At 62.8% G+C, this 13,019-nt stretch carries 12 protein-coding genes; 7 read left to right on the top strand and 5 right to left on the bottom strand.

Features of this window, described 5'->3' with window-relative positions:
* Positions 1–28: 28 nt before the first annotated feature.
* Positions 29–715, top strand: coding sequence for an HAD family hydrolase (locus AOT96_RS12895; protein ID WP_003943463.1), 687 nt, complete (start codon positions 29–31; stop codon positions 713–715).
* Between the two features lie 6 nt (positions 716–721).
* Positions 722–1,711: an LLM class F420-dependent oxidoreductase gene (locus tag AOT96_RS12900; RefSeq protein WP_007732341.1), complete on the top strand. Its 990-nt coding sequence runs from the start codon at positions 722–724 to the stop codon at positions 1,709–1,711.
* Here the strand turns inward: AOT96_RS12900 and AOT96_RS12905 are convergent.
* Together AOT96_RS12905 and AOT96_RS12910 are read right to left on the bottom strand one after the other, a co-directional pair.
* Positions 1,608–2,987 carry a sensor histidine kinase gene (locus AOT96_RS12905; RefSeq protein WP_058227110.1) on the bottom strand — a complete coding sequence of 460 codons (1,380 nt, stop codon included), beginning with the start codon at positions 2,985–2,987 and terminating at the stop codon, positions 1,608–1,610. The two genes, AOT96_RS12900 and AOT96_RS12905, sit on opposite strands and share 104 nt — an antisense overlap.
* Positions 2,984–3,688: a response regulator transcription factor gene (locus AOT96_RS12910; protein ID WP_042922831.1), complete on the bottom strand. Its 705-nt coding sequence runs from the start codon at positions 3,686–3,688 to the stop codon at positions 2,984–2,986. Before AOT96_RS12910 ends, AOT96_RS12905 begins: the two co-directional genes overlap by 4 nt.
* A gap of 167 nt (positions 3,689–3,855) precedes the next feature.
* Here AOT96_RS12910 and AOT96_RS12915 point away from each other — a divergent pair, with 167 nt between their 5' ends.
* From AOT96_RS12915 to AOT96_RS12925, 3 genes are all read left to right on the top strand, one after another.
* Positions 3,856–4,320, top strand: coding sequence for a hypothetical protein (locus AOT96_RS12915; protein WP_003943487.1), 465 nt, complete (start codon positions 3,856–3,858; stop codon positions 4,318–4,320).
* A gap of 219 nt (positions 4,321–4,539) precedes the next feature.
* Complete coding sequence (locus tag AOT96_RS12920) at positions 4,540–5,343, top strand: metal-dependent hydrolase (RefSeq protein WP_064689102.1); 804 nt, start codon at positions 4,540–4,542, stop codon at positions 5,341–5,343.
* A gap of 118 nt (positions 5,344–5,461) precedes the next feature.
* The gene (locus AOT96_RS12925; protein WP_065352837.1) at positions 5,462–7,207 is read left to right on the top strand and encodes a cholesterol oxidase substrate-binding domain-containing protein; all 1,746 of its coding nucleotides are present in this window, start codon (positions 5,462–5,464) and stop codon (positions 7,205–7,207) included.
* A 5-nt stretch (positions 7,208–7,212) separates the two neighbouring features.
* Here the strand turns inward: AOT96_RS12925 and AOT96_RS12930 are convergent, their stop codons facing one another.
* Both AOT96_RS12930 and AOT96_RS12935 read right to left on the bottom strand, forming a co-directional pair.
* Positions 7,213–7,881 carry a DUF6891 domain-containing protein gene (locus tag AOT96_RS12930; RefSeq protein WP_042922833.1) on the bottom strand — a complete coding sequence of 223 codons (669 nt, stop codon included), beginning with the start codon at positions 7,879–7,881 and terminating at the stop codon, positions 7,213–7,215.
* Between the two features lie 89 nt (positions 7,882–7,970).
* Complete coding sequence (locus AOT96_RS12935) at positions 7,971–9,587, bottom strand: DHA2 family efflux MFS transporter permease subunit (protein ID WP_065351830.1); 1,617 nt, start codon at positions 9,585–9,587, stop codon at positions 7,971–7,973.
* A gap of 120 nt (positions 9,588–9,707) precedes the next feature.
* Between AOT96_RS12935 and AOT96_RS12940 the strand changes: the two genes are divergently transcribed.
* On the top strand, positions 9,708–10,184 hold the full coding sequence (locus AOT96_RS12940; RefSeq protein WP_003943458.1) for a MarR family winged helix-turn-helix transcriptional regulator: 477 nt from the start codon (positions 9,708–9,710) through the stop codon (positions 10,182–10,184).
* Between the two features lie 57 nt (positions 10,185–10,241).
* On the opposite strand, the gene AOT96_RS12945 is transcribed toward AOT96_RS12940, so the two are convergent.
* A complete protein-coding gene (locus AOT96_RS12945) occupies positions 10,242–11,273 on the bottom strand; it encodes an ABC transporter substrate-binding protein (RefSeq protein ID WP_003943522.1) in 1,032 nt (343 codons plus the stop codon).
* Between the two features lie 189 nt (positions 11,274–11,462).
* Here AOT96_RS12945 and AOT96_RS12950 point away from each other — a divergent pair, with 189 nt between their 5' ends.
* The gene (locus AOT96_RS12950) at positions 11,463–13,019 is read left to right on the top strand and encodes an acyl-CoA synthetase (RefSeq protein WP_065352838.1); all 1,557 of its coding nucleotides are present in this window, start codon (positions 11,463–11,465) and stop codon (positions 13,017–13,019) included.

A 13,019-nucleotide genomic window follows, 5' to 3' on the forward strand; every position in this document is an offset into this window, starting at 1 on the left:
GAACCGAGGTGTTGGGCAGTCAATTCCCATGGCAATAGGTGCGGTTCTCTTCGACATCGACGGAACGCTCGTCGATTCCAACTATCTGCACGTAGAAGCGTGGTCGCGAGCTTTCTTCGAGGTAGGTCGCCCGGTCGACGCGTGGCGGGTACACCGCAGCATCGGCATGGACGGAGACCAACTACTGGAGTCCTTGCTCGGCGAAGACATCGACGGGTGCGGACCGCGAGCCAAAGAACTTCACACCACGTACTACCGGCAGTCGGCCGACCGTCTCCGAGTACTGCCGGGAGCGCGCGAGTTGATCCGCCGAGTTCACTCGCTCGGACTGCACGTGGTGCTCGCTACCTCGGCGCCGGACGACGAACTGAAGTTGCTACGCCGGACGCTCGACATCGACGAAATGATCTACGCCGCCACCTCTTCGGAATCCGTCGACGAGGCCAAACCTGATCCGGACCTGATCGAGGTCGCGCTCGCGAAGGCAGGTGTCGACGCGGGCAATGCGGTCATGGTCGGGGATGCCGTCTGGGACATGAAGGCGGCGACATGGGCGGGCGTTGTGGCTGTGGGAGTGCGCAGCGGCGGCATGTCGACCGACGAACTCGAAGGTGCCGGTGCGGCTGCCGTGTACGACGACGCCCGCGACCTTCTCGACCACCTCGACGGCAGTGTGATTTCCGAACTCGTTTCAGGCCTAGATACCGGGAGTTGATCAGTGATGGCACGATTCGGCTACACCTTGATGACGGAGCAGGCAGGTCCGAAAGAACTGGTTCGCCATGCAGTTCGGGCCGAAGAAGTCGGCTTCGACTTCGAAGTGATGAGTGATCACTACTCGCCGTGGCTGACCGAGCAGGGGCATGCGCCCTACGCCTGGTCGGTGCTGGGGGCAGTCGCCCACGCCACCGAGCGAGTCGGTTTGATGACGTACGTGACTTGTCCGACCGTGAGGTACCACCCCGCCGTCGTCGCTCAGAAAGCTGCGACGATCCAGATCCTCGCGGACGGACGCTTCACCCTGGGATTGGGAAGTGGCGAGAGCCTGAACGAGCATGTGGTCGGCGAGGGTTGGCCGTCCATCGACACCCGCCAGGACATGCTGCAGGAGGCGGTGAGCATCATTCGCGCACTGCTCGCCGGAGATCTGGTGAGCTGGAAGGGGGAGTACTTCGACGTCCAGTCCGCCAGGATCTGGGATCTCCCCGAGAACCCGGTTCCGCTGGCGCTGGCCATGTCCGGAGACAAGTCCGTCGAGCGTTTCGGTCCGATGGCCGACGATCTGATTGCCGTGCAACCGGATTCGGAGCTAGTGCACTTGTGGAAGCACGTGCACGGCCGAGCATACGGATTGGCTCCCGCAGGCCGGACCATCGGTCAGATTCCGATCTCGTGGGACCCTGATCGCGACACGGCAATTGCACGAGCTCATCAGCAGTTCCGGTGGTTCGGCGGAGGGTGGTCCGTGAACTCCGAACTGCCGACGCCGGCGAGCTTCTCGGGTGCGACTCAGTTCGTGCGCAAAGAGGATGTAGCTGAAAGCATTCCGTGTGGTCCCGATCTCGATGTGATCGTCGAAGCGGTCAAGGCATACACGGACGCCGGATTCACCGATGTGGCACTGGTACAGATCGGGGGAGATACCCAAGACCGATTCTTCGACGAGGCGGCCAAGCCGCTGCTCGAGGCTCTGCACGTCGAATTGGGTTGATCGAGAAGATCAATCGAGTTCCGCCGAGTGGGCTCTTGTCGAGTCGCGCGCTACCGCCGTGCAGCCTCGCCTGCTGCGCGACGAGGGCCAGTCCCAAACCGCTTCCGGCGTCGCCCGCACCGGTACCACGAACGAATCTCTCGAACATCGCTTCGCGTTCCGAAGGCGCGATCACGGTGCCGTTGTCGTCGACGAATACCGTCGCCGAACCCGTCGCAGCCCCTGATCGGACGGTGATCTCGACTTCGTCGGCATTGCCGTGCCGAACGGAATTGGTGACGGCGTTGGTCAGCACCAGACGGATACCCGCGGGAAAGGCCTGAACCGAAAGTTCTTCCGGTGCTTTCAAACGAACGTCGACCTGCGGGTGCAGACGGCCGGCGTCAGCGACGGCGCGATCGGCAACCTCGACGAGATCGACGTCGGCACAATCCTCGGGATCGGCCACGTCGCCCAGGGCTAGAGTCTCGAGGTCGGTCAGGGTGCGCTCGATCTGGCGCTGCGCTTCCAACAATTCGCCGGACAGTTCGCGCCGTTGGCTTTCCGTGAGATCGAGTGTTGCGAGAACTTCGAGATCGGTACGCATCGACGTGAGAGGTGTGCGCAGTTCGTGGGCGGAGACGCGAGCGAAATCGCGTGCCGACTCCAACGCCTCCTCGGTGCGGCTTCGATCGCTTTCGATGCGACTGAGCATGCTGTGGATTGCCTCCGACAGTTCTTCGGCTTCTCGCGTTCCACGTACCGACGGTGCCCGGTGCGAGAGTCCGTCGACGTCGAGGTTGTTGCCGATCGAACTGGTGGTCTCGGTCAATTGCTGTAGTGGCCGGACGGCTCGGCCGGTGAGGAACCAACCGAGCCCGGCCGCGGCAAGGATGGCGACCACTGCTGCAGCGGCCACTTGGAACTGCTGCTCACGGATTGCCTGGGTCAGTGGGTCTTCGGGGATGCTGACGGCCAGTGCGGCGCCGCTGTCGCCGGGCACCAGAACATCACGACTGCGAACATCGGTGGTAGCCAAGGCGCTGACGGTCGCGGCGTTGAATCCGGGGCTGACCACGGATGGTTCTGTTGTTGCAGTTGGTGTTTCGATGAATAGCGGGCTCGGCGCACTCGCCGCGACGCCCAGGGTGACGGAATCGAGAGTGCGTTCGAGTTGTTCGGATCCGTTGACACGCAGAAAGACCGCGAACGCAATTCCGATCGCGGCAATCACGATTCCGGCGGCCAGGCCCGAGGCGATGGCTACGCGAGTCTGAAGTGACAGCGGCCGCTTCATCGTTCGGCCCTCAGGACGAAGCCCACCCCACGCACTGTGTGGATCACGCGGGGAGTCCCGTCGACTTCGAGTTTCTTGCGTAGATAGGTGACAAAGACGTCGACGACATTGGTGTCGGCAGCGAAGTCGTAACCCCAGACGAGTCGCAGGAGTTGTGCGCGACTGAGTACGACACCGGCGTGCTCGGCGAGTACCGACAACAGGTCGAATTCTCTTTTGGTGAGTTCGATTCGTCTACCGTCGATGTGCGCTCGATGGCCACGGAGATCGACCGTCAGCGGTCCCACCGTGATCGGATGGTCGACCGACGGGGTGGCTCGCGTCGTGCGTCGAAGCAATGCGCGGAGTCTGGCGACGAGCTCGGCCAACTCGAAGGGCTTGGTGAGGTAGTCGTCGGCGCCCGCCTCCAGCCCCGCGATGCGATCACCCACGGAACTTCGGGCGCTGAGCACGCAGATCGGAACCTCGTTGCCGATCGCGCGCAGGGCGGTCACCACCCCGACGCCGTCGAGGCCGGGCATGTTGACGTCGAGAACGAGCGCGGCCGGGCATTGCTTGTTCACCGATGACAAGGCCGATCGTCCGTCGACGGCAGTTGCCGTGTCGAAGCCCGACAATCGGAGTCCACGTTCGAGCGAATTCAGAACCTTCGCGTCGTCGTCAACGATCAGGATGCGCTCGCGTGTACTCACCCCAGCCATGGTGCCATCGGATCAAGGCCTGGGGCCTCGCTCGGAGCGAGGGCCGTCGCATTCTCATCAACTCCTAAGAAACCGACAACAGATCTGCAGTGTTGGCTTCATAACCTCGGGTTTCTCGGATGCGACCGCGCCGAGAACTCGAGAACGTTCGATCAAGGAGAACAACGATGACGCGATTGAAAGTGAACGGCAAGCGGGCCCGCCGGACCGGTGTGGTGGTGGCGTCCGTGGCGGTCCTCGGTATGGCAGTGGCGCCGGGAATCGCCTGGGCTTCCAACCCGATTTCCGACGGGTCACCGGTGGCGGTGCGGTCGATCGCGACCGCTCCAGCCGAGTTGGGTGTGGCTCCCGAAGTAGCGTGTGGTGTCGCGGCGCCGATTTCCGACGAGGAGCTGCAGAAGCTCATCGACGAGGGGAAGGTCGTGCGCGCGGAGGAGGCCGGTACGGCCGCAGTCACTATCGAAGTGCCGAGCGAAGCTGCGACATTCGTTGCGCGTGAAGGGGTGCCGGCGTTGCCGACCGTCGAATGGGCTCCGACGACCGAAGGTGTTCCGGCAGAGGTGCTCGACATGGCCGGTGTCGCTCCGCTGGAGGAGGGTGTTGCCCTGTCATGCACGGTTGCCGCGGGCTGACGAGCGAAAAAAGCTCCGCATGAACCGCTTTGACCTGGAACGGTACGGCCGTACTCAACTGGGTCTGGAGGTTGGTCAAGCCTGTCGGTAGCACTTGCTACGTTCGGGGCGGTCTCGGCGAGCATGCCGGGGCCGTCGCCGACGGCGTCATGTGTGTGGTGTCTTGCAGAGGTGCGGTACGGCCTGATGCGGGGCGCGTTTCGAAAGGTGTTGTGTTTCATGGTCATGGGCCCCACCCACGCGATGTCCGGTGCTGCTGTGGGGTTGGTGGTTGCGGAGTTGTTGCCTCTCGACTGGGGAGGGCCCACATCCACTGCGGAAACTTTGACCTTTGCCGGGGTGTGCGCCGGAGCCGCCTTGCTTCCCGACCTCGATACCGGTCAGTCGACGGTTTCGCGATCATTCGGTCCGCTCAGCAAGGCTCTGGCCAAAGGCATCGACGCACTTTCGGTGACCTTCTACCGCATCACCAAAGGCAAGAAGGACGGCAAGCGTCGTGGTGGGCATCGGACGCTCACGCACACCGCGCTGTTCGCCGCCGGGTTGGGTGCCGGGGTCTCGGCGCTGGTTGTTCAGTTCGGGAAGCCAGCCATCATCATCACCCTGTTCTTCTGCCTCGGGTTGGCCATCCGTGGATTGGCGGGTGAATTGGCCAAGGAGAAGGGTTGGCTCGCGGTCTCCGCCGTTGCGTTGGTGCTCTCTGCCCTCACCTGGCAGTGGTATCCGAGTGAGGCCGGATCCACGGGGCTAGGTGTTGCGGTGGCACTGGGCTGCGCCACGCACTGTCTCGGCGATGCGATCACCAAGGAAGGGGTGCCGTTTCTCGCGCCCCTGATCCCACTCGGCGGCAAACGATGGTGGGAACAACGGCTGCCGTCATTCCTGTCCATCCGTGCAGGTGGGAACCTAGAGAAGGTTCTGATCGGGCCGGCTCTGACGGTTCTGACTGCCTGGTTGATCATCAGTGCGTTCGACGGTGCCCCGGAAGCGATCTACGCGGTATTCGCTCCGATGGTGCAGTGAGCTTCGGAAAACTTTTATTACGGAACCACTGGCATCGTAATCATATTTGTTCTACGTTCGTCCCTGACATGAACCGAGTCGGCTGACGGAGTGAGCAGTGGTGCATCAAGCAGAGCGCATGGCAGAGCACAGCTCGAGCGAAGACGGAGTGAGCCGGCGCGGATTTCTCGCAGCGAGTGCCGGCGCAGCTGCTCTCGCGGGCATTTCCTGGGCGCCGGCGGGAGCAGTTCCCTGGGGTTCGGCATCGACCATCGCGCCACCGCCCGGATTTCCGTCGGACATTCCGTTGTCACAGCAGGCGTACGCGAACTGGTCGCGAGAAATCATGCTCGACAGCGTGTGGACGGCCGCGGCACGTCACAGCGACGACGTGGTCACCCTCGCCAACTGGGCGTTCGACAACGGGTACACAGTGCGTGCGAAGGGAACGATGCACGGGTGGAGCCCGTTGACGGTGGTGCCCGGCGCGCCTTCGGATCGAATTCTGCTGGTCGATACGATGGCCAACTTGAATTCGGTTGTGGTGCAGCACGGCACGCCCGCAACGGTCACGGCGGGCGCCGGCGCCAGTATCGAAGCGATTCTGACAGCGCTCGAGCGAGAAGGGCTCGGCTGGGCCAACTCTCCGGCGATCGGTGAGCTGTCCATCGCCGGCGCGCTGGCGATCGGTGCTCACGGGGCAACCTATCCGGCTGTGGGGGAGACGATCACCCCTGGTCAATCGTATGGTTCGCTGAGCAACCTGATCACCGAGATCACGGTGGTGGCGTGGGACGAAGGCATCAATCGGTACGCACTGAAGACATTTCACCGATCGGACGTCGAGAGCACCGCCTTCCTGACCCATCTGGGTCGAACCTTCGTCACCTCCGTGACGCTGCAAGCCGGGGAGAATTATCGGCTGCGGTGCCAGAGTTTCACCGACATTCCGTGGCAAGAACTCTTTGCTGCTCCCGGTTCGCCAGGGCGTACCTACGAGAGTTTCGTCGAGAAATCCGGACGGGTGGAAGCAATCTGGTTCCCGTTCACGCAAACACCGTGGCTCAAGGTCTGGACACCGACCCCGGTCAAACCGCCGGAGTCCCGAGAGGTGAGCGGGCCGTACAACTACTTCTTCTCCGACGCGATTCCCGAAGAGGTCACCACCCCGTTGGGGATGGTGGCACAGGGTCTCCAAGCTGCGACACCGCTGTTCGGCGCCTCTCAGTTCGGCGCTGTAGCAGCAGGATTGGTGCTGACCGACACCGACGATCTCTGGGGCTGGTCGAAAGACGTTCTGTTCTACCTCCGGCACACGACCTTGCGCGTCGTAGCCGGGGGCGGAGCCGTGATCACCAAGCGGTCCAACATCGGCCGAGTCGTCCACGAGATGACGAGTTGGCTGAACGAACGAATGACGCACTACGCGTCGCTGGGGCAGTATCCCGTCAACATGCCGTTCGAAGTGCGTCTCTGCGGTGTCGACGATGACGGCGAGGTGTTGGTCGACAGCGCCGGAGTGCCGGACCTGTCAGCGGTGCGGCCGCGGGCGGATCGTCAGGACTGGGACACAGCGATCTGGATGAACGTGGTCTCGATTCCCGGCACCGCGGGATTGCCTGCCTTCCTTCGCGAAATGGAACGGTGGATGGTCGCGAACTACTCCGGCGATTACGCGACCTTCCGTCCGGAGTGGTCCAAGGGGTGGGCATTCACCGATCAGGCGGCGTACCAGGACGACGAATTCCTCACCAGCACAGTGCCTGCCACCTTCCGTGCCGGTGGCGACGGGAATTGGGACTTCGCTCTCGCCACTCTCGACGAACACGACCCACACCGCGTATTCAGCAATACGTTCCTCGACCGCGTATTGCCACCCAGCTGAATCTCCTACTGCGGAAGCGGTTTGCGCCAACATACGTCGGTGACACGGATACGCTGATTGTTGTCACCGTTCCAATCGACGCTCAGCCCCTGAGTTCGGAGTGCGTCGGCTACCTGGCGCCCGACGGTCTGATCGGTGTGCGCGATCATGTGTGCCTTGGCGGTTTCGTCGCCGCCGAAGGCAGCGGCGACCAGCGCGGGATCGAGATCGTGGGCCGGACGAAACGCACTGTAGGACAAGTAGAGATCGGACGGCTCGTCGCCGAGACGCTCCGCATCTTGCATGTGGAAGAACGTGTACGCCCACTGAGCAAAGGGATACCCGTTCTCGTCGGGTTCGGACGGCGTGCGTTCGTCGTCGATTTCAGTAGTGCCGCACTGCATGCAGCAGGTGAAGTTCATCCGGGCTACGATGCCGTTGCGCTCGAGTTCGGCGAAGGCTGCGGAGAGGCGCTCGAAGTCGCCGGGAGCCGTCCACTGGGTCTGCTCCCCGAGTCTGTGGTCCCAGACCTCACGCACTACTGCGTCGATCTGTCTGCCGAGTTCGTCGTTCTCGAAGCCGCCCTCGACACAGTCTCGGGCGGCTTCGCAGATTTCGTCGAACGTCGCGAAACCTGGGAGTACCAGTTCGCGTGCTTGCTCACCTACGGCGACGATGTCGGCCTCACTGAGCACCGGTGCTGACCGTGACTGTGCTGACCGTGACTGTGATGACCGTGACCAGGGCAATCGCATACCGGCACCGTACTGCACCGATCCGACCGTCAGGCGACGTCGGCTGCTGCTTTCGTTTCCTCCTCGTTTGACGGGGCCGGCTTGTTCGGGATGAGCGCCGTGGCGATCAGGCCCACCACGACAAATCCGGCCGCAAGGTATCCGCCGAGTGTGATGCCGTGAGTCATCGCAGATTGGGCAGCGTCGGCGACGAAGGCAGTGTTCGGTGAACCGGACAGCGAGTCGATGGCGGCGCCTGCGCTGTCGGTGACTGCCCGCGTCAACTGATCAGCCTGAGCTTGGTCGACACCGGATCCGGTGAGGTCGTTGTTCAGCGTCGAATTGAGAGTGCTGAAGAAGACCGTGGTGAGGACAGCGATGCCCAGTGCGGATCCGAGTTGGCGGAACGCGCTCTGAATGCCGGAGCCTTGACCGGCGCTCTGCTCGGGAATCTCCTCGAGCACGACGTTGGTCACCTGCGCAGTCGCAAAACCGACGCCGATTCCGTAGAAGAACAGCACTGCGGCGATAGTCCACCAGGGGCTGTCTGTCGCAGCGATGAATCCGAGACCGGCGAGACCGAGCGCCTCGAGAGCCAAACCGATACGGACCAAGCCCAACGGCGAGACCTTCGATGCCAGCCCGAAGCTCGCACCACTGGCGACAAAGCTGCCGATGGCAATGGGAACCAGTGCGAGCCCTGCCTGGAGTGCGCTGTATCCGAGCGTGAACTGGAGCCAGAGAGGAAGCACCGCAACGATTCCGAACTCGCCGAGCCCGATGATCAGCGTCGCGATGTTGCCGTTGCGGAACGACGAGATGGAGAACAACCGTACGTCCATCAGCGCCCGCGACGGATCGGCGCTGCGGGTGAGCATGGTTTGACGGTAGGCGAACGCACCGAGCGACAGAACGGCGAGAACCAGCGCCACCAGAACCGGCGACGGTCCGCTGGACCATGAAAGACCGAACAGATCGAAGGGTTCCTTCGTCGTCAGCCACCCGTACGTTCGTCCCTCGACGAGGCCGAAGGCCAGCAGGCCGAGCCCGGCGATGGACAGTGCTGCTCCGGTGGCGTCGATGCGCCCAGCGGTGCGGGGTGAGGGCGCGATGAACAGCACTGCGCCGATCAGAATGAGCGCAGCAAGCGGAATGTTGATCCCGAATGCCCAACGCCATGAGGCATGTTCGGCAAGCCAGCCGCCGAGCAATGGGCCGAGGGCGGATGCAGCGCCGATGGTGGAGCCCCAGACCGCGAAGGCCTGGCCGCGCGCCTTTCCGGTGAACATCGCGTTCAGAAGCGACAGTGACGTGGGCAGGATCATGGCCGCGCCGGCGCCCTGCAGGAAGCGCGCCAGGATGAGCAGACCGCCGTTCGGCGCCAGTCCGGCCAGCAGGCTCGTCGCGCCGAACACGATGACACCGGCAATGAAGATGCGACGAGCGCCGACCAGATCGGCAACTCTGCCGACCAATAGCAGAAGTGCCGCGAACACGATTGCGTAGGACTCTTGGATCCATTGAGCCTGAACGGAATTGATCCCGAGATCTTCGATGATCGAGGGAACTATGACGTTGACGATCGTGGTGTCGACGACGATCAGTGCCACGCCGAGTGCAATGGCGATCAGGCCCAACCACTTGCGGGTGGTGGGTGAGATGTTCACGAATAAACCTCCATTGTGAAGTAACTTTACAATGAAGGTATATTTGAGGCGGTAAGTTGTCAACGTGCGCGCTGGGCTCGACCGGCCGCCGTCTGGCACAGGAAAGGTGGGATCACCGAGGTGGAGGCACCGCGCGACATCTCCGTGGAGCGGGAGCGGCTGATGGACGAATTCCGCGCGTACGGTGGCACGTTCACCGAATTCAGCCATCGATTCGCGTCGTGGCTCGGCCTGCATTCCACCGACGCGACTGCCTTGATGGAAATCACCGCTGCCGAGGAGAAGGGGACGCCGCTCTCACCCGCCCGCCTCGGAGAGCGGATCTCGCTGACGTCGGGTGCAACCACCGCGTTGCTCAACCGCCTGGAGAAGGCGGGACATATCGTCCGGACCCGAGAGAATGCCGACCGGCGAGTGGTCACGCTGCACAGCAGTGCGCATGTGCAGGACCTGGCGGACGAGTTCTTCGGGCCCCTTGCCGTGCGACTCGACGCCATGATGGCGAAGTACCCGCCCGAACTGCTCAGTCGATTCGAGGAATTTCTCGTCGACCTTCACTCGACGATGAACGAACACCTCGAGCAGGACAACCGCTGAACAAAAAACGCCGCTCGACTCCGGAGAGTCGGGCGGCGTTCTTTGTGCCGGTGACGGCTACTTGCCGAGCTTGGCTTGCAGGTCGTCGAGAACCAGGCCGGCACCTGTCGGGCCGAGGCCCAGGAACCAGGTCTCGTCGCTCACCTCGGTGGCGCGTCCTTCCTTGACTGCGTCCATGCTGGCCCACAGCGGTCCGGCAACAACCGTGGTCTGGCCCGTGTCGGCGGGATTTCCGTAGCTGGAGTAGAAGATTCGGTCACCCTCCGCCTCGGTGATCGTTTCCGGGCTGACCTCGACGGCCAGTTCGTCGATGTCCTGGATCGCCGGGCGGGGCAGGCCGACGTCCTTCAAGATGACGCCGATGAACGACAGATTGCCGTACAGGCGCAGCTTCCCGGACATGAAACGAACCAGTGAAACGGTCGGGGAGCCGTCGATCGACTCACGTACCTTATCGGCGTGCTCTTGGTAGTCGTTGAGAACCTGCTCAGCCTTGGTCTCCTCGCCGAGTGCGTCACCGGCAAGGAGGAAGTTCTCCTTCCACGGAAAGCCGGGGCGGATGCTGAAGACCGTCGGAGCGATTGCCGCGAGTTGCGGGTAAAGCTTGTCCTGGCGCAGCTTGCTGCCGAGGATCAGATCGGGCTGCAGTGCGGTGATCGCCTCGAGGTTGAGGTTGTTGGTCGTGCCGACATCGGGGACACCGACCAACTTGTCCGCCAGGTACGACGGCTGACCGGCGGCGCTTTCCGGGCTGGCGATGCCGACCGGGGTGATCCCGAGCGAGAGAACCTCGTCGAGTTCACCGCTGTCGAGGACGACGACGCGGGTCGGCTTGGCCTCGAGGGTGGTCTCGCCCAGGGCATGGGTGATGGTGCGAGGGAACTCGCCTGGCGCGGCATCGCTGCCGAGCTTCGCGGTTTCCGTGTCGGCGGTGCTGAACAGCTTGCCGCCGGTCGCGACATCGGTGTTGCCGTTCGCGTTGCCGCCGGCGTCGGAAGAGCCGCAGGCCGTAGCGGCAAAAACAGTCGCCAAGGCAACCATGGCGACCCGGACCGACGTGCGGCTCCGGAGAGTGGTGCGTGAGTGCATTAGGCTACCCTACCTTTCGGCTATCGGGCTTGGTCAGGGAGGTATCCGCACCGTTGACGCCAGGTGAGCGGCGCGTCAGGTCTCGCTCAGCGGGACCGCTACGCAATTCGGACTACAGGGTGCGACCAACGTGTTAGCTTCGCGAAAGACCTGTACTGGTAAGCGAAGACGCGTGTAGTGAGGATTTCGATGACCCTGAACATTGCCGATCTGTTCGAGGCCGTTGCCGATGCGATCCCCGATCGAGTTCCCTTGATTCTGGAAGACGTGCGATTGAGCTACGCCGAACTCGAACTGCGATCGAACCGACTCGCTCATCACCTGCAGTCGGTGGGCGTCGAGCCTGGGCAGCACGTCGGTATTCACATGCGTAACTGCGTCGAGTACGTCGAAGCGCTCCTGGCTTGCTTGAAGATCAGAGCGGTACCGATCAACGTCAACTTCCGCTATACCGATGCAGAACTCCTGTACATCTACACCAACTCTCAAATGGTGGCACTGCTGGTCGAAGAGGAATTCGCGCCGACGGCATTGGCCGTGGTTCCGCAGTGTCCGGAGATCACCCACGTGTTGATCGTCGGCGAAGACTACGAGAACGCCCTTGCCGCGCAGACTGATACCCGCGACTTCGGCCCTCGCAGCAACGACGACCATTTCGTCATCTACACCGGCGGCACAACCGGAATGCCCAAGGGTGTGGTGTGGCGGCACGAGGACTTCTTCTTCGCCGCGCTGTCCGGAGCGAACCTCAGCGGGCCGCCGCGTCGGAGTCTCGAAGAGGTTGTGGATGCAGCTGTAGCGAACACCAATCCAACTGTGCTGCTACTCATCCCGCCGCTCATGCATGGAGCCGCAATCTATTCACTGCTCACGGCATTCCTCATGGGAGCGCCCCGAGTACTGACCCGCAGCTTCGATCCGATGGAAGTGCTGCGACTGGTCGAGGCCGAGAAGATCACCGGAATCACCGTCGTCGGCGACGCGATTGCTCGGCCGATCGCCGACGCCATCACCGCAAGCGAAGGGCGCTACGACCTTTCGACTCTCCAACTGATCGGGTCTGGTGGCGCGTTGTTCTCCCCGAACCTGAAGGCAGAACTGACAACCCGACTACCGGGGTTGGTGATCAAGGATGCATTCGGTGCTTCGGAATCCGGCAACGACGGCGTCGTCGAATTCGGTGAGGACGGTTCCAAGCGAATTCGATCCAACCCCAACATGATTCTTGTCGACGACGAATTCCGTCGCATCGAACCAGGCTCGGACACAGTCGGTTTCATCGCCCGGGCCGGCCATGTTCCCGTTGCCTACTTCGGCGACCCGGCCAAGACTGCTGCAACTTTTCCCGTCGTCGACGGGGTTCGTCTGGCGGTGCTCGGGGACATGGGCACGATGGAAGCCGACGGAACCATCGTGCTGCTCGGGCGCGGTTCGATGTGCATCAACTCCGGCGGCGAGAAGGTCTACCCCGAAGAAGTGGAGCAGGCACTCAAAACTCACCCGGCAGTTTTCGACGCTTTGGTGGCGGGTGCGCCCGACACTCGATTCGGTGAGAAGGTCGCCGCGGTGGTGCAGGTTCGACCGGGATTCGAAGATGTTGCGACGGAATCATTGTCGGAGCATTGCCGCACCCACGTCGCCGGGTACAAGATCCCCCGCTCGATCGTGCTCGTACCAACCATCCTCCGCTCGCCCAGCGGTAAGGCCGACTACCGTTGGGCTCGCGAAACCGTAGCGGGAGCGTAA

Source organism: Rhodococcus sp. 008 (genome assembly GCF_001682295.1).
Taxonomy (GTDB): Bacteria; Actinomycetota; Actinomycetes; order Mycobacteriales; family Mycobacteriaceae; genus Rhodococcus_F; species Rhodococcus_F qingshengii.